Source organism: Sphingopyxis sp. SE2 (assembly GCF_032227185.1).
In the GTDB taxonomy this organism is placed as follows: Bacteria; Pseudomonadota; Alphaproteobacteria; order Sphingomonadales; family Sphingomonadaceae; genus Sphingopyxis.
This window is the reverse complement of record NZ_JAPMXW010000001.1, coordinates 3,075,177-3,090,766: the sequence shown is the minus strand read 5'-3', so window position 1 is coordinate 3,090,766 and position 15,590 is coordinate 3,075,177. Positions and strand designations below refer to the sequence as shown.

Annotated in this window: 17 protein-coding genes; 8 read left to right on the top strand and 9 right to left on the bottom strand. The window is 65.1% G+C overall.

Annotation, left to right across the window (positions count from 1 at the left end):
- The 4 genes from OVY29_RS14745 to OVY29_RS14730 all read right to left on the bottom strand — a co-directional run bounded on the left by OVY29_RS14745 (position 1) and on the right by OVY29_RS14730 (position 6,578).
- Positions 1–1,416, bottom strand: coding sequence for an amidohydrolase (locus OVY29_RS14745; RefSeq protein WP_058818306.1), 1,416 nt, complete (start codon positions 1,414–1,416; stop codon positions 1–3).
- A 137-nt stretch (positions 1,417–1,553) separates the two neighbouring features.
- On the bottom strand, positions 1,554–4,649 hold the full coding sequence (locus OVY29_RS14740) for a TonB-dependent receptor plug domain-containing protein (protein WP_053555668.1): 3,096 nt from the start codon (positions 4,647–4,649) through the stop codon (positions 1,554–1,556).
- A 178-nt stretch (positions 4,650–4,827) separates the two neighbouring features.
- Positions 4,828–5,289, bottom strand: coding sequence for a RidA family protein (locus OVY29_RS14735; RefSeq protein ID WP_058818305.1), 462 nt, complete (start codon positions 5,287–5,289; stop codon positions 4,828–4,830).
- A 2-nt stretch (positions 5,290–5,291) separates the two neighbouring features.
- Positions 5,292–6,578, bottom strand: coding sequence for a dicarboxylate/amino acid:cation symporter (locus OVY29_RS14730; RefSeq protein ID WP_058818304.1), 1,287 nt, complete (start codon positions 6,576–6,578; stop codon positions 5,292–5,294).
- Positions 6,579–6,781: 203 nt separating this feature from the next.
- Between OVY29_RS14730 and OVY29_RS14725 the strand changes: the two genes are divergently transcribed.
- The 6 genes from OVY29_RS14725 (at position 6,782) to OVY29_RS14700 (ending at position 13,179) form a co-directional block, all read left to right on the top strand.
- Entirely contained in the window at positions 6,782–8,578 is a 1,797-nt protein-coding gene (locus OVY29_RS14725; RefSeq protein WP_197412007.1) for an amidohydrolase family protein, read from the top strand.
- 142 nt (positions 8,579–8,720) lie between these two features.
- Entirely contained in the window at positions 8,721–8,876 is a 156-nt protein-coding gene (locus OVY29_RS14720; protein ID WP_156417122.1) for a hypothetical protein, read from the top strand.
- Positions 8,877–9,394: 518 nt separating this feature from the next.
- A complete protein-coding gene (locus OVY29_RS14715; protein WP_058818302.1) occupies positions 9,395–9,856 on the top strand; it encodes a creatininase family protein in 462 nt (153 codons plus the stop codon).
- Positions 9,853–10,791, top strand: coding sequence for an MBL fold metallo-hydrolase (locus OVY29_RS14710; protein WP_058818301.1), 939 nt, complete (start codon positions 9,853–9,855; stop codon positions 10,789–10,791). Before OVY29_RS14715 ends, OVY29_RS14710 begins: the two co-directional genes overlap by 4 nt.
- A gap of 31 nt (positions 10,792–10,822) precedes the next feature.
- Positions 10,823–12,403, top strand: a complete 1,581-nt coding sequence (locus OVY29_RS14705; RefSeq protein ID WP_058818300.1) for a bifunctional protein tyrosine phosphatase family protein/NAD(P)/FAD-dependent oxidoreductase — start codon at positions 10,823–10,825, stop codon at positions 12,401–12,403.
- Positions 12,400–13,179 carry a sulfite exporter TauE/SafE family protein gene (locus OVY29_RS14700; RefSeq protein WP_231728256.1) on the top strand — a complete coding sequence of 260 codons (780 nt, stop codon included), beginning with the start codon at positions 12,400–12,402 and terminating at the stop codon, positions 13,177–13,179. Before OVY29_RS14705 ends, OVY29_RS14700 begins: the two co-directional genes overlap by 4 nt.
- 90 nt (positions 13,180–13,269) lie before the next feature.
- Here the strand turns inward: OVY29_RS14700 and OVY29_RS14695 are convergent, their stop codons facing one another.
- The 5 genes from OVY29_RS14695 to OVY29_RS14675 form a co-directional block, all read right to left on the bottom strand.
- Entirely contained in the window at positions 13,270–13,482 is a 213-nt protein-coding gene (locus OVY29_RS14695) for a copper-binding protein (protein WP_231728255.1), read from the bottom strand.
- 6 nt (positions 13,483–13,488) lie between these two features.
- The gene (locus tag OVY29_RS14690; protein ID WP_231728254.1) at positions 13,489–13,638 is read right to left on the bottom strand and encodes a hypothetical protein; all 150 of its coding nucleotides are present in this window, start codon (positions 13,636–13,638) and stop codon (positions 13,489–13,491) included.
- Between the two features lie 138 nt (positions 13,639–13,776).
- Positions 13,777–14,061 (bottom strand): XRE family transcriptional regulator, encoded by a 285-nt coding sequence (locus OVY29_RS14685; RefSeq protein WP_058818298.1) that lies wholly within the window; start codon positions 14,059–14,061, stop codon positions 13,777–13,779.
- Positions 14,054–14,416 carry a type II toxin-antitoxin system RelE/ParE family toxin gene (locus OVY29_RS14680; RefSeq protein ID WP_294048569.1) on the bottom strand — a complete coding sequence of 121 codons (363 nt, stop codon included), beginning with the start codon at positions 14,414–14,416 and terminating at the stop codon, positions 14,054–14,056. Before OVY29_RS14680 ends, OVY29_RS14685 begins: the two co-directional genes overlap by 8 nt.
- Positions 14,417–14,441: 25 nt before the next feature.
- The gene (locus tag OVY29_RS14675) at positions 14,442–14,729 is read right to left on the bottom strand and encodes a helix-turn-helix domain-containing protein (protein WP_313911630.1); all 288 of its coding nucleotides are present in this window, start codon (positions 14,727–14,729) and stop codon (positions 14,442–14,444) included.
- A 146-nt stretch (positions 14,730–14,875) separates the two neighbouring features.
- Between OVY29_RS14675 and tnpA the strand changes: the two genes are divergently transcribed.
- Both tnpA and tnpB read left to right on the top strand, forming a co-directional pair.
- Positions 14,876–15,232, top strand: coding sequence for an IS66 family insertion sequence element accessory protein TnpA (gene tnpA / locus OVY29_RS14670; RefSeq protein WP_313911629.1), 357 nt, complete (start codon positions 14,876–14,878; stop codon positions 15,230–15,232).
- On the top strand, positions 15,229–15,576 hold the full coding sequence (tnpB, locus tag OVY29_RS14665) for an IS66 family insertion sequence element accessory protein TnpB (protein WP_313911628.1): 348 nt from the start codon (positions 15,229–15,231) through the stop codon (positions 15,574–15,576). The genes tnpA and tnpB overlap by 4 nt, the downstream gene beginning before the upstream one ends.
- Positions 15,577–15,590 lie beyond the last annotated feature (14 nt).

Sequence of the window (15,590 nt, the reverse complement as noted above, 5' to 3'; positions counted from 1 at the left end):
TCATTCCTCCCCGACCGGTTGGCCGATTTCAAAATCGCTTCGGTAGCGCGTGGCGGGATCGCTCGTGTCGAGGACGAGCGCGCCGTCGATGAAGACCTTCTCGGCGATGGCGTAGACGCTGAACGGATTCTTGCTCCACAGCACGACGTCGGCCATCTTGCCCGGCTCGAGCGAGCCGGTCTTGTCGGCAATGCCCATGATCTTCGCGGGGTTGAGGGTGATCCACTTGATCGCCTCCTCCTGCGGAATGTCGATCCCCGCGCGGCGCCCGGCGGCGATCGCGACCGCACTTTCGACGTTGAGGCGCTGGATCAGTCGCTGCTCGTCCGAGTGGATCGCAACGCAGACGCCCGCCTTGCTCAGGATCGCGGCATTTTCCTCGATCGCGTCATAGGCTTCCATCTTGAAGCCCCAGCGCGTCGCCCAGGTCGCGACGCAGACATCGTCGGCGACGAGCAGGTCGGCGATCTTGTAAGCCTCGACCGCATGGTGAAAGGCGCGCGTCTTGTAGCCGAACTCGTGGCCAACATCGAGCATCACCGCCATTTCGTCGGCGCGGTAGCAATGGTTCTGAACGAGGATGTCGCCCTTCAGCACGCCCGCAAGCGTTTCGAGCCCGAGGTCGCGCTTGGGCGCCTCGCCGCCTTCGCCGCGCGCGTGCTTCTTTTCATAGGCATCGACCTTGCGGCCATATTCGGCGGCGTCGATCCAGGCGCGGCGGAAACCCGCGACTTCGCCCATGCGCGTGGCGGGGGCGCGGCCGCGGCTGCCGTAGCGACCTTTCGGATTCTCGCCGCAAGCCATTTTCAGCGTGTAGGGCGCGCCCGGGAATTTCATCTGCTGGACGGTCACCGCGGGCACATTCTTCACGCTCACGCCGCGGCCGCCGAAGAGGTTGGCCGAACCCGGCAGGATGAGCAGGCTGGTGACCCCGCCGGCGCGGGCCTTGGTGAATACGGGATCCTGCGGCCAGATCGAATGCTCGGCCCAGACATGCGCGGTATAGGGGTCGATATTCTCGTTGCCGTCGGCATGGCCCTGGACGCCGGGCGCCGGAAAGACCCCGAGGTGCGAATGGGCGTCGATGATGCCGGGGGTGACCCACTTGCCGCGCCCGTCGATGACGCGCGCGCCTAAGGGAACAGCGACATCGGCGCCGACCGCGATGATCTTGCCTGCGGCCATCAGCACCGTGCCATTGTCGATCCGGGTGCCGGTGCCGGTCAGGATCGAGGCGCCGACGATCGCCGTGTCGGCGGCGGGACGCGGTTGGTAGGTGCTCGCGAACGGTGCGGGCGCCGGCGCTGCCGCCGGTTCCGCGGGCGGCGGTGGCGTGTTGGCGGGGCGCGCCGAGGAGGCATCGGCGGCGCAGCCCGCGAGGAGCGTGAGCGTGGTGCCGAGAAGCGCGGCGCGCACCGCGCGGGGGGTGCGGGCCGGGGAGATGGTGTCGGAGAAATGTCGTGTCACGCCGGGATCACCTTGTGCGAAGGGATGGAATGGGCAGCAATCCGGCCGCCGCGCCGGGGGTGCGCGACGGCCGGACGGGAGGTGCGTCAGAAAGTCTTGCGGACGTTGACGTACCAGTAGCGCGGGATCGGCGAATGAAGCGAACCCATGTAGCCGAAGCCGCTCGAATCAATCGGCGGTTGCGCATTGGTAATGTTGCGAACTCCGACACGCAGTTGGGTTCCATCGGTGAACCCGCCTTTAAGGTCATACTGCACATACAGGCTCGCGGTGGTGTACGCCTTTACGATCAGGTTTTCTCCGCCGATCGAAATGTCGTTGTCGATGACGCTGCCGGTGTAGCTTACAAAGCCGCCAGCCGTGAATTGCCCAAGCTTCCAAGTAAGCGAGGCCGAGCCGCGCCATTTTGGGAAAGCGTCGCGGCGAACCTGATTACCGCCTTCCGGAATGACCGTGTCGATGTTGATGTCGCCCGCCGCGCGCGCATCGAGCAGGACCCGGATGTCAGGGGACACGTCGCGGAAATATTTGAGCAGATAGGCCGCGTTGGCGGACATGGTGAAATCGCCGATTCCCGTGTCGCGAAGCCCGACGTTGAGCCCGAAATCGATCCCGCGCACCGTCTGTGGTTCCAGGTTGCGATACTGGTCGTCGACATATTGCACCCGACCGACCGGTGCGATGCCAGTCCCGGCGAACAATGCGATATCGTCGGCCGTCGGCGCCAGGCGGACCACGGTGGGATCGCTCGACCCCTGAAGGCGGAGGAGATAATCGCTGATGAGCGCGTTGCCTTCGCCGAATACGCCGACGATGCCCTTCTGCTTGACCTGCCAATAGTCCACCGTGAAGGTGGTACGGAGTCGGCCGGTATTGAAGGCCGGCGGCTGGAGCACAGTACCGATCGTCCAGGTGGTCGAGGTTTCCGGCTTCAGGTCGGGGTTGCCCGCGCGCCGTCCGGTGGTAACAAAACCTTGGGCGCAAGCGTCGAAGCTGGTGATGCGGCCCGCGCGCAAATCGGCCTCGCAGCGGATATAATCGGTCCGCGTATTGCCGCGTGTGATGATCGTTGCCTTGGTCTGCTCGAGGTTCGGCGCGCGGAAGCCTTGCGCCCACGAGCCGCGGATTCGCCAGCCATCGAAGAGGTCCCAAGCGGCGGCCACCTTGGGTTTCGCGATGCTGCCGAAATCCGAATAATGCTCGTAGCGGCCCGCCAGCTGTAGCTCGAGGCTGCGAATGAGCGGAACATTCATTTCGGGCGCGATCAGTGGCACGGCCAGTTCGGAGTAGGCAGCGAAGACCGTGCGCGAGCCCTTGGTGTCGGGGGTCGGGCTGACGCCGAACAAGTCGGATGGCTGGACAATACCGGTGACCGTGTCTGTCCAGGTGATTGTTCCATCGACGCGCTCGTCGCGGTCGTCGAGATAGGAATCGCGACGCAGCTCAAAGCCAAGCGCCATGCCGACGTTGCCGGCGGGCAACGTCAGAAGATCGGCCTTCGATGCCCGAAAATCCCACTGCGCCAGCGTAGATTTGCCCGCGCGAACCGTCTTGATCGCGATAGCGTCGAGAGCGGCCTGATTGCTAGGTGTCGTGTCGGGACCGGTCGGATTGGTCGCGCTGCCGCCATTGAACGGATTATAGGCATCGGGCGTCGAGAGCGCGAGGCTTTGCTGGAGAAGCGTGGCGCTGATCCCATCCTGAACATCGCGGACCGTTGCTTGCGAATAGAGCGCCGCCGTCTCCCAGTTGAAACCGAGCGCCTCGCCGCGAAGCCCCAGCAATGCCCGGAACTGGCGGTTGGTGACATCGACGACGGTTGGTCCCATGTCCACAAAACGATAGCTTGTGATCGTCACCGGCAGGCCGGCGGCGGGCGCGTCGATCCCCGCGAGGCGGTTCGGGTTTAACGTGCCATTGGCGAAGGTTACGGGGCCAAAGGGGTTCCAGTAGTTGGACGCCGGCACCGTCATCTGGATCGAACCGATCGAGAAGACGCTGTCCTGGATGCTCCGCGTCTTGGCATAATAATAGCCGGCCTCGCCGAAGACGGTCAGATTGTCACTGAGGTCATAGTGGCCGTTCGCGAACACGTTGACACGATCCAGCCGGGGAATAATCGAAAGCGGATAATTGGCTTGGGCGTCCCACCTTGTGTTGCGATCAGCGCCGGTCGTGGCACGCGTCGCATCATCGATACAGATCCCGCCCCCCAGATCGGCCGAGCAGCCGCCATTTGCTGTCGGCTGGATTGAAAACACCCCGCCCGTGGTCGTGATATTGGTCGTTCCGCGGCGTACGCGAACGCCGGTGGTGAAATTGCCCCACTGGGACAAAGTGCTGGTGTCGTCCAAGCTGTTCGAGCCTGCGAACACTGTCCCTGCGAAATCGTCGAAGAAGCGGTGATCGGATGTCGCGGTATAATCCTGGTCCTGTGAGGACAGCGCCGTGCGGTTGGTGTAGTTGAACAGCAGCGAAATATTGCCGCGATTCTCGGCGAAGTCGGTGCCGAGATAACCTGAGCCGTTGAATTCGCGCAGCCCCGTTCCCTCTGCTCCGCCATATTGGACCGACAAACCGCCGCCGTTCACATTGTCGCGAAGGATGGTGTTGACCACGCCCGCCACGGCGTCGGTGCCATAGAGGGCTGCCGCGCCGTCGCGGAGCACTTCGACGCGCTGGATACCGAAGACCGGGATTGAGTTGCTATTATAGGTGATGACCGGCGCCAGCGACGTGCTCGCCTGGCTGCTTGGGTGCTGCACAAGCCGGCGCCCGTTGAGCAGGACCAGCGTGTTGCCGACTCCCAGTCCGCGCAGATCGATGGACCCGACGTCGCCGCGCGCGAAATTGCTGCTCGTCTGACCATTGCTGCTGTTGAACGACTGGTCGCTCATTTGCGGGATCGACCGCAACAGTTCGTCGCCCGACACCGCAGCGGTCGCCGCAATCTCGTCCTCGCCGACCACGGTCACGGGCAAGGCTTCGGTGATCTTGGTGCCAGCGATGCGACTGCCGGTCACGACGATTTCTTCGCCGCGGGGAGCCGATTGCGGCTCGGTCGCGGCCTGGGTCTCCGCCGCCTGTTCCTGGGCGGCCGCGTTTTGTGCGGCGATCATTCCGATCAGCGATGCTGCGGCGAGAATATGCTTGCGGTAGTTCGAATATGTGCGGTTCGTCATGCCATGTCCCCTTGTTTCGACCCGATCGGCGCGTCGTCCTCCGTGCGGCGGATGGATTTCTCCCCATCTCGTCTCGCTATGACGCAAGTTATCGACGTATCCCCATCAACATTGGCGCAGAAAATTACAACCTTTTGCACTACAGCGAAATTTTCCAGTTTCCGCCGCCTGTCGCCGTTCAGGCCAGTTCGATCACCGCATCAACTTCCACCGCGAAGTTGAATGGCAGGCGGTAGACGCCGATCGCGGAGCGCGCATGTTTGCCGACGTCGCCGAATACGTCGACGATGAGGTCCGAGCAGCCATTCATTACGGCCGGGATCTCGTAGAATTCGGGACCTGCCTGGACGTAACCGCCGAGCCGGAGAACGCGGGCAACGCGGTCGAGATCGCCGTCGGTGGCCGCCTTGAATTGCGCGATGAGATTGATCGCGCAGAGCCGCGCGGCGATGATGCCGTCGGCGAGGCTGCAGTCGGCGCCGATGGTGCCCTTGATCCCGCCGCTGGCATGGGTCGAGAGTTGGCCCGAGATCTGCACGATGTTGCCCGAGCGCGTCGACGACACATAGTTGGCGACCGGCGGACAGACCTCAGGCAGTTCGATCCCGAGGCTGGCGAGACGGCTTTCGATACGAGACATATTCACTCCTTGGTTGCGAGAGAGGGTAGTTGTTCGGTGGGTACGGGCTCGCCGGCAGCCGCTTCGCGCGCCATTCTGCGGCCTTCCCAGCGGTCGATGACGGCGGCAGCGACCGAATTGCCGACGACGTTGGTCGCCGAGCGGCCCATGTCGAGCAGATGGTCGACCGCGAGGATCAGGAGCAGCCCGGCCTCGGGCAGTTTGAAGTAGGCGAGTGTCGCCGAGATCACGACGAGCGAGGCACGCGGGACGCCCGCCATGCCTTTCGACGTCACCATGAGCAGGAGCAGCATGGTGATCTGCTGGCCGATGGTCATGTCGATGCCATAGGCCTGCGCGATGAAGAGCACGGCGAAGGTGCAATACATCATCGAGCCGTCGAGATTGAAGCTGTAGCCCAGCGGCAGGACGAAGGAGACGATGCGGCGGTTGACGCCCTGCTTCTCGAGCTCTTCCATCGTCTTCGGATAGGCGGCTTCCGAGCTGGCGGTCGAAAAGGCGAGGAGCACCGGAGTGCGGATGCCGCGGAACAGTCCGAAGGCGCGCGTGCCGATGATCGCGAGCGCGGCGAGGAAAAGCACAAGCCAGAGCGCGCCGAGCGAGAGATAGAAGCCCGAGACGAAGCCCGCATAGGTCACGAGGACGCCGGGGCCCTGCGTCGCGACGGTCGAGGCGAGCGCGGCGAAGATTGCGACCGGGGCGGTCTTCATCACGAAGCCGGTTACCTTGAGCATGATCGCGGCGACCTGCTCGACGAGGGCGAGCACGGCGGGAGCCTTGTCGTCGATGGCGGCCACCGCCGAGCCGACGAGGACCGAGAAGACGACGATCTGGAGGATCTCGTTCTCGGCCATCGCCTGGACGATCGATTGCGGGATGAGGTGGGTGACGAATTGCTTGAGCGAGAAGTCGCCGGTCGCGACGACGCCTTCAGCGCCGGTTGTCGGCAGGTCGAGCGCAAGGCTCGCGCCCGGCTGGAGCAGGTGGACCATGACGAGCCCGATCGAGAGCGACACGATCGAGGCCCCGATGAACCAGCCCATCGTCTTCGCGCCGACGCGACCGATCGCGGCGGCGTCTTCCATATGCGCGATCCCAGCAACGAGGGTCGCGAAGACGAGCGGCGCGATGATCATCTTGATGAGCCGCAGAAAGAGGTCGGTAAGGATCGAGAGATTGTCGGCGATTTCGGCGGCTCTTGCGGCCGGGTAATGCGAATTCACGAACCAGCCCGCCGCAATCCCGGCGACCATGGCGAAGATGAGGATGAAGGCGAAAGCTCTGTTCATGACTGTCCCGTTCCGGCTTCGCCCCGGCCGGGGCGTACAGGAAGCAGAGACGCAAGTGCGGCGCGGTTCCGCAGCAGCAATGCGGTCGACAAGCGCATATTGTTGCGACATGGCGGGCGCGGACCGAACAGGCTGGTGGGGATATCTACCGCCGCTGCGTCAAAGCAGGGCAGGGCGACAATCAGACAATCGAGGAGACGCGCGTGGCCAGTTTTCGGAAGATGATCGTAGCGGGAACGGCGCTCGCCGCCGGGCTTGGCTGGGCGAGCCAGTCGGTACTCGCCGAACCGGGCGGCGAGCTGGTCGCGATCACCGGCGCGACGATCTTCGATGCCACGGGCAAGGATCCCTATCGCGGCACCGTCGTCGTGCGGGGTGGCCGGATCGATGCGGTCGGAGCTGACGTCAAGGCTCCCAAGGGCGCGAAGATAGTGCGTGCCGACGGCAAGGCGCTGCTCCCGGGCTTCATCGACGTCCATACGCACTGGTCGCCGTCGGGCTCGCCCGCCGCGCTGCCGCAAATCGCCAACGCTTACCTCTCGAGCGGCGTGACGACCGTGAACGACTTCCACCAGCAGCCCGAAGCCTTCGCGCCGCGCCGCGCCTGGCTCGCCGACATCTACGCGCCGCACGTCAATTTCGTCGCACGCATGAGCACGCCGGGGGGCCACGGCGCCGATTGGGCCGACACCAACACCACCAAATGGGTGGCGACCGCCGAGAGCGCGCGGCGCGAGGTGCAGGCGCTTCAGGCTTATCGGCCCGACCATATCAAGGCGTTCGCCGACGGCTGGCGCTATGGCCAGCTGCCCGAGGAAACCTCGATGAACGTCGAGACGCTCGCTGCAATTGCCGACGAGGCGCACAAGCATGGCCAACGCGTCCTCACCCACACGGTGACAGTCGAGCGCGGCAAGCTCGCGGCGCAAGCCGGGGTCGATGTGATCGCGCACAGCATCCAGGACGCGGTGCTCGACGCCGACGCGATCGCCCGGATCAAGAAGGCGGGGACATTTTACGCCCCGACGCTCGCCATCTATCAGCTCAAGCCCGACGAGATCGGACCGGGGCGCAAGGACGACGCCGCGACGCGCCAGCGCATCCGCAAATATGGCTTCGCCGAAGAAAATGTCCGCAACTTGTTCGCCGCGGGCGTTCCGATCGCGGTCGGCACCGACGCCGGTATCGGCGGTGCGAAACATGGTTTTTCGACGCTGCAGGAAATGGAATTGCTCGTCGCGGCTGGATTGACGCCGAAGGCGGCGCTGCTCGCCAGCACGTCGAACAGCGCGCTCGCGCTCGGGCTTTCGGGCGACCGCGGCACGATCGAGAAAGGCAAGCGCGCCGATCTCGTCCTCATCGACGGCAAGCCCTGGGAGACGATCGGCGACGTTCACAAGATCGACCGCGTGTTCGTCGACGGCAAGCTCGTCCATGGCGGCGGCACCAAGCCGCCCGCGGGCAATCTCGCGACCGCGCTGCCCGCTACGCCTGCTGCCGAGCTGATCGACGATTTCGAGCGGACCGATGGCCGTAGCGCGCTCGACACGCTCCGCCTCGCCGATATGGACGGCGGCGTCGAGCGCTCGTCGGTGGTCACGAACCGCGTGACGCACACCGGCGGCGGATCGGCGTTCGCCTTCGCGGTGCAGATGTCGCTCAAGGACAAGCCCGAGGGCGGGGTTATCGTTCCGCTCAGTCGCGGTTCGGTGCGGCCAGTCGATGCGCGCAAGTTCGCCGGCGTCCGTCTCGATATGCGCGGGGCGGGCCGCTACCTGATCGTCGTCAACACCCTAGCGGGCGAGTGGACCGCGGTGGTCGAGGCGAAGGAGGGCTGGTCCGAATTGCGCGTGCCGTTCACCGCGCTCGTTCCGACGCGGCCCGGTCGCGGCGATGTGCCGTCTTGGCGCGGCGACGATCTGGTGCAGGTCGGCGTCGTCGTCGAGCGCGAGGGCGGAGCGAGCGCCTGGGGCGAAATCGACAATCTCCGCTTCTACTGACGCCTCTTTCGCCTCTTTTTCGAAACTCTCTCCCCCGCACCGGACCTACGTTTCCGAACGGAGGCCGCGGTGAACTCCGCACCAGCATCGCGGTGCGCCGCAACGCCGGTGCGGGCGCTTTCCTCCAGAGCGTTTTGAGCAATTGCTCGACAAGGCGTCTGCGCCGCGCGATCTCGACGCCGCCTGCGATGCCGGCGGGCTGTTCCGGCTAGACGCTCAGCCGCACATCATTGCGACGCGCTCGCGGCTTTCGATTCTCGGCCAGTTGCTGCGCCATGCTGCGACGCGCGGCGCTTGATTCGCAACCTTCCGCGATATCGTCGCCCATGCACGCACCTCTGTCCTGAAAATACGTGGTGGGGTTGGCCGGCTGCGCTGCGTCTCTACCTACGAGGGATGCCTTCCAGGCCGAATCTAGCGCCCGTCCCCAGCTGAGGAGCCGCTGCTTGCCATGACGCGAAACTGTGCTTCCAACCGTCCCTTGCGAGGATTTGTTTCGGGACTAAGACGGCAGCGGCTCGTCTTGGCATCTCTGCCGTCGGCGCCGTGCAGACGCACGTCGTCATCAAACTGCTGTTCAACGCCATCGATCTGGGCGCGGGTCTCGGGAGGCGCTGACGCCGCCGCCAGCGCTGATGCGGGTCCGCGTACAGAGTCGGAACCTCGGCCGGGCAAGCGTCCGCCTGCGCCGCCGGACCTAAGCTGGCCCGAATTCCGCTCGCGGCTCGCGCTCGCGGCGATCTACGCGCCGGTGCTGATCTTCGGCCACGCCAATTTCTTCCGCGGCGCGGCGGGCGGGGTCAAGCTCCCTTCAGCATGCTGCTCGAGGATATGATCACCGCCTTCCTCGATTATGGCCTCAGCCAAATCATTGTCTGCAATGGACATTCGACTAACGCGCCGCTGATGGCGCAGGTCGCACAGGCGATCCGCAGCAAGCGCGGCCATGGCGCCTACCCCGTCACTTCGGTCGGGCCGCACCTCACGCCCGAGCTGATGCGAATGGACGCCGCGCGGCCCGCGGCACGGTCGAGCGCCTTCGGTCTTCCGCGGACGAGCCAGATCTCGGGCGCGATGTTCGGCGAGTTCGAGGTGGCATTGCCGCTCGACGTCACCGAAGTCGCCTCGAACGGGGTCGGGCAGGGCGATCCCGCGCTCGCTTCGGCCGATGCCGACGCGCGCTTCTCCGAATGGAGTATCGGCGCGATTGCAGACTTCGCCGCTCATTTCCGGCGCCGCGACGCGGCGCGACCGCATCTCTGGCCGCTGCCGTCATGAGCGCGGCGGATGTCCTAGGCGACGACCCCGCGCTGGCCGCGGCCACCGCACAGCTCGGGGCGGTGCCAAAAGGCGCGGCATCGGTACGCGCCTTCTTCGACCCTGCAACCTCGACGATCAGCTATGTCGTCCACGATCCCGCCACGATGCGCGGCGCGGTGATCGACAGTGTGCTCGATTATGAGGCGGCTGCGGGGCGGACCTCGACCGCGTCGGCCGAAGCGATCGCCGAGCATGCGCGCGCCGCGGGCATTACGGTCGACTGGCTGCTCGAGACGCACGCGCATGCCGATCATCTTTCGGCGGCGCCTTGGCTCAAGAACCGGCTTGGCGGTGCGATCGCGATCGGCGAGCATATCCGCGACGTGCAGGCAGTGTTCGGCAACATCTTCAACGCCGGACCCGATTTCCGGCGCGACGGATCCGATTTCGACCGCCTCTGGTCGGACGGCGACCGCTTCGCGATCGGCGAACTGCCGATCACCGTGCTCCACGTCCCTGGCCATACGCCGGCGTGCGTCGCCTATGCGATCGGCGATGTCGTCTTCGTGGGCGACACGATGTTCATGCCCGACTACGGATCGGCGCGCGCCGATTTTCCGGGCGGCGATGCGCAGACCCTTTTCAGATCGCTGCGCCGCATTCTCGAACTCCCCGGCGCAACGCCGCTCTTCCTATGCCACGACTATCTGACCGCCGAGCGGCGCGAGCATCGCTGGGAAACCAGCGTCGCCGAGCAGCGCGCCGCCAACGTCCACGCCCGCGACGGAATTTCCGAGGATGAGTTCGTCGAGCGCCGCCGCGCGCGCGACGCCGAACTCGCGATGCCGGTGCTGCTGCTGCCGTCGGTGCAGGTCAATATGCGCGCGGGCCGCCTGCCGCCCGCCGAGGACAATGGCGTCGCCTACCTCAAGATACCGGTCGACCGGCTTTGAGCGCCGGCGCCCTTTCACGAACGGAGAGATTATGACCATCAGGACCCTGACCCCGGCGCTCAGCGTGTCGCCGCAGATCGACCCGGCGGACGTGGCCGCGCTCGCGGCCTCGGGTTTCCGCTCGATCGTCTGCACCCGTCCCGACGGCGAAGAGGCGGGCCAGCCGACGGCGGCTGCGGTCGCGGCGGCGGCCGAGGCGCAGGGCGTCCGTTTCCTTCACATCCCGGTCGTATCGGGCACGATTGACGAGAGCGATGCCGCCGCGATGGCACGCGCGCTCGCCGAACTGCCGGGTCCGGTGCTTGCCTATTGCCGCTCGGGCGCGCGCTCGGAGCAGCTCGCGGCGATGACTGCGGCGCGCGGCGAAGGCGGCGGGATTGCGCGCTACGACATTCTCGTGATCGGCGGCGGCAGCGCGGGGATAGCTACCGCCGCGAGCATCCTGCGGCGCCGCCCGGACGTGTCGCTCGCGATCGTCGAGCCGAGCGAGGATCATTATTACCAGCCGGGCTGGACGATGGTCGGCGGCGGTGTTTTCGCCCCCGAGGTCACGCGGCGCGGCGAGGCTGGGCTGATTCCGGCGGGCGCCGAATGGATCCGCGCCGCCGCCGCGTCCTTCGATCCCGCGAACGACCGGGTCACGCTCGCCGACGGGCGCGTGATCGGCTACCGCGCGCTCATCGTCTGCCCGGGGCTCAAGCTCGACTGGGAGGCGATCCCCGGCCTGGCAGCGGCGCTCGGCAGCGGCGGCGTCACCTCCAACTATCGCTACGACCTGGCGCCCTATACCGACCGGCTCGTGCGCCGGTTCCGCGGCGGCCGCGCGCTCTTCACCCAGCCGCCGATGCCGATCAAATGCGCCGGCGCGCCGCAGAAGGCGATGTATCTCTCGTGCCATCGGTGGGAGCGCGCGGGGGTGCTCGGCCAAGCCGACGTCCAGTTCCACAATGCCACGCCTGCGCTGTTCGGGGTCGCTGCCTATGTTCCGGCGCTCGAAGCCTATATCGCGCGCTACGGCATCGACCTGCAGCTTGAATCGCGCCTCGTGTCGATCGATGGCGCGGCCAAGGTCGCGCTGTTCGAGCAGCGCCGCGGCGATACGGTCCGCCGCGTCGAGGAACGCTTCGACATGATCCATGTGGTGCCGCCGCAGGTCGCGCCCGATTTTATCGCGGCGAGCCCGCTCGCGGCGCCCTCGGGCTTCGTTGCGGTCGACGAGACGACGCTGCGCCACCCCGACCATGCCAATGTCTTCACGCTCGGCGATGTCGCCGCGACGACCAACGCCAAGACTGCGGCGGCGGCGCGCAAGCAGGCGCCCGTCGTTGCGCTGAACGTGCTCGCCGCGCTCGACGGTGCAGCGCCGGTGGCGGCCTATGACGGCTATGGCAGCTGCCCGCTTACGGTCGAGGCGGGCAAGGTCATCCTCGCCGAATTCGGCTATGGCGGCAAGCTGCTACCGACCTTCCCCAAATGGCTGATCGAGGGCACGCGGCCGTCGCGTCTTTCGTGGTTGCTCAAGGCGAAGATCCTGCCGCCACTCTATTGGCACGGCATGCTTCGCGGCCGCGAATGGCTCGCTGCGCCCGCGCGGATCGGCGAGGGCGGGTGAGCCTCGACACTGCCCAATATCTGCTTGGCGCGCTGTCGGGCGGGATCGTCGGCTTCACGCTCGGGCTCGTCGGCGGCGGCGGGTCGATTCTCGCGGTGCCGCTGATGGTCTATCTCGTCGGGGTCGGGAGCCCGCATGTCGCGATCGGGACGAGCGCGCTCGCGGTCGCCGCCAATGCCGCCTCGGGTCTTGCACAGCATGCACGCGCCGGGACCGTCAAATGGCGCTGCGGCTTTCTCTATGCGGGAAGCGGCATCGTCGGTGCGCTGGCAGGCTCGACGCTTGGAAAGGCGATCGACGGGCAGAAATTGCTCTTCCTCTTCGCGCTGCTGATGCTTGTCGTCGGCGGGTTTATGCTGCGCGGGCGAAACAATCCGGGCATCGAAGGTGCCGCCTGCAATCGCCACAATGCTCCCAAGGTGCTTGGGTTCGGGCTCGGCACCGGTGGCTTTTCCGGTTTCTTCGGCATCGGCGGCGGCTTCCTGATCGTGCCGGGGCTGATCGCTTCGACGAATATGCCGATCCTCAATGCGGTCGGCACGAGTCTCGTCGCAGTGACCGCCTTCGGGCTGACCACTGCGCTCAACTATGCGGTGTCTGGGCTGGTCGACTGGACGCTGGCGGGCGTCTTCATCGCGGGTGGCATGCTCGGCGGGGTGGCCGGAACACGCTATGCCCGGATCCTCTCGGGCAAGGGCATGCTTACCACGGTGTTCGCGTGCCTGATTTTCACGGTCGCAGCTTACATGCTCTGGCATAGCGCTTCCGCGCTCTGACCGTCGGAGATTATCGTGCCGGGGCGAGGCCGCCGGTTGAGACCGGGCGGCGTAAGAAGCCTGTCGCCCGGCACCGCGATCTTCCCGGGTTCAGGGTTTCGTCGTCCCCGTTTTTGCGATCTGCGTCACGACGCCTGCCTTGCCGTCCCAGTCGAGTTCGAACGCGACACGGTCGCCGACGGCAATATCCTTCAGAATTTTAGGGTTCGCGGAGAAGCCCATCGTCATCGCCGGCCATTCGAGCGCGGCGATGGGGCCGTGATCGAGCGTCACGCTGCCGGCGGTCGCATCGATCGCCGTCACTGTTCCCTAGGCCTTGCCATGCCGTGTTTCCGCAGCAGGTATGGCCGTATCCTTTGTCGATGCACCGTTCGTTGCAACGGCATCCTCTTGTTTGCCGCACCCCGCGATTGTCGCGGCGAGGGTCAAGGCCAGCACGGCGTTAAGGGACTCCTTCATGGCACTTCTCCTTTGATTGAATTCGGATCGGGACGTCTCGCCCGCATGAGCAAATAGGCGTCACCTCAAGGTTTGTGCGCCAGACAACGAATTCACGGACATGTGTGGAACTTCCGAAGGTTGGGTGCCTTAGCGACCTCAAATTAGCGCGAGTTCAACCCTGCGTCCCACGACAGCTGCTGCGCGCTGCAAGGTTTCGATCGTCACATTGCCATCGGTAGGGTCAAGTATGCGGTCGACCTGTGTCCTGCTGGTGTGCATCAGCAGCGCCAGTCGCTTCTTGCTGAGCTTGCGCTCGCGCATCGCCTCGGCGAGTTGCCACGCGATAACTTCCTTGATGGCCTTGGCCTGGAATTCCGCAAGGACTCCTTCCTCCTCAAGGAAGCTGTCCAGCGTCGGACCACGATGCTTGCTATCAGCCATTTTCAACCTCTTTCTGGCGCTTTCGCGCCAACTTCAAATCAGCCGCGGGCGCCTTCTGCGACTTTTTGATGAACCCGTGCAGCGAGTAAAGTTCACCTTGATGGAAGCAGAACAACACGCGAGCGATCGTGCTGTCGGGCAAGGACGTCCGCACTTCGAACAGCCCTTTACCCATGGGGCGAACCAACGGCATGCCGACCGGCCAGCGGAACTGGACCCGCTGTAGGTCCTGCCCAATTTCCCGGCGATCGGCTTCTGAAAGACCAAGCAACCAGTCACGAACGGGTACATTGCCTGCATCGGTCTGGTAAAACACCAGTTCGATGCGTTGTGCGGTACCCGATCCCATAGCCATTATATGCACCATATAATGTACATCGTCAAGCTGGCTTTGCCTTGGCGGTAGCGCCTGCATCCTGCCGGCCCAGAGTGCGATAAACGGTTGGACGCGAAATCGAGAACAGCTCGGCGAGGTCGCTGATCGAGTAATCGCCCGTGTCGTACATCCCGCGCAATTCCTTCTGCTGCCGATCCGATAGCTTTGGCTTTTTACCCCGTAACTTCCCCTTGGCGCGAGCAACAGCCATGCCTTCCCGGGTCCGCATCCTGATTAGGTCGGCCTCGAACTCTGCGAAGGTGGCCAGGATCTTGAAAAACAGCTTGCCCATGGGATCGGGTAACCGTGTCCTGAAGGCCGCCTTGCAGGAAGCTGCTGCGCGGTATTGATTGCCGCTCTTTGCGAGGAGCGGTGATGAGCGAGGATATCGAGGTGGCGGGAGCGAGTACTCTCGTGAGTGGTCATATGAGTAATCATATGAGTAGTCAGATCGCGGTGGTTGCCGGGCGCCGCCGCTGGTCAGCGGACCAGAAGCTGTCCATTCTGCGCGAGGCGTTCGGCTCCGATGGCTCGATCGGTGCGACCTGCAAGCGGCACGCGATCGGTAGCGGACAGCTCTACACATGGCGCCGACGCGCGCTGGCGGGCGATCTGGACGGATTGAAGCGCACTGCGCCTCCATCATTTGCCGAGGTAGATATGTCCGTGTCGACCGCCGCGATGATGGGAACCGGCCAGATCGGGATCGAGCTCCCGTCGGGGGTAAGGCTCACGGTCGATGCGGCGGTCGATGCCGGCGCACTGGCTCGGGTGATGTCCGTCCTTGCCCGATGATCCCGTTACCACCGACGACACGTATCTATCTCGCCTGCGGCGCCACCGATATGCGCAAGGGGTTCGATGGCCTCGCGGTGCTGGTGCAGCAGGTGCTGGAGAAGAGTCCGCACTCGGGCGCGCTGTTCGCGTTCCGCGGCAAGCGCGGCGATCTGGTCAAGCTGCTCTGGTATGATGGTCAGGGCCTGTGCCTGTTCTCGAAGCGCATGGACCGCGGCCGATTCGTCTGGCCGATCACCAAGGCGGGCAAGGTCAGCCTCACCGCGGCGCAGCTTTCGATGCTGCTCGAAGGCATCGACTGGCGGCGTCCCGAACGCACTGCAGTGCCCTTGCTCGCAGGGTAAAAAGTGGCGGATTA

Excerpts from the sequence above, each read along its gene's own strand:
- tnpA (WP_313911629.1), top strand. The coding sequence starts at position 14,876 with ATGAGTAGTCAGATCGCGGTGGTTGCCGGGCGCCGCCGCTGGTCAGCG.
- OVY29_RS14710 (WP_058818301.1), top strand. The coding sequence starts at position 9,853 with ATGAGCGCGGCGGATGTCCTAGGCGACGACCCCGCGCTGGCCGCGGCC.
- tnpB (WP_313911628.1), top strand. The coding sequence starts at position 15,229 with ATGATCCCGTTACCACCGACGACACGTATCTATCTCGCCTGCGGCGCC.
- OVY29_RS14690 (WP_231728254.1), bottom strand. The coding sequence starts at position 13,638 with ATGAAGGAGTCCCTTAACGCCGTGCTGGCCTTGACCCTCGCCGCGACA.
- OVY29_RS14705 (WP_058818300.1), top strand. The coding sequence starts at position 10,823 with ATGACCATCAGGACCCTGACCCCGGCGCTCAGCGTGTCGCCGCAGATC.
- OVY29_RS14715 (WP_058818302.1), top strand. The coding sequence starts at position 9,395 with ATGCTGCTCGAGGATATGATCACCGCCTTCCTCGATTATGGCCTCAGC.
- OVY29_RS14680 (WP_294048569.1), bottom strand. The coding sequence starts at position 14,416 with ATGGCTATGGGATCGGGTACCGCACAACGCATCGAACTGGTGTTTTAC.
- OVY29_RS14685 (WP_058818298.1), bottom strand. The coding sequence starts at position 14,061 with ATGGCTGATAGCAAGCATCGTGGTCCGACGCTGGACAGCTTCCTTGAG.
- OVY29_RS14740 (WP_053555668.1), bottom strand. The coding sequence starts at position 4,649 with ATGACGAACCGCACATATTCGAACTACCGCAAGCATATTCTCGCCGCA.
- OVY29_RS14735 (WP_058818305.1), bottom strand. The coding sequence starts at position 5,289 with ATGTCTCGTATCGAAAGCCGTCTCGCCAGCCTCGGGATCGAACTGCCT.
- OVY29_RS14730 (WP_058818304.1), bottom strand. The coding sequence starts at position 6,578 with ATGAACAGAGCTTTCGCCTTCATCCTCATCTTCGCCATGGTCGCCGGG.
- OVY29_RS14675 (WP_313911630.1), bottom strand. The coding sequence starts at position 14,729 with ATGGGCAAGCTGTTTTTCAAGATCCTGGCCACCTTCGCAGAGTTCGAG.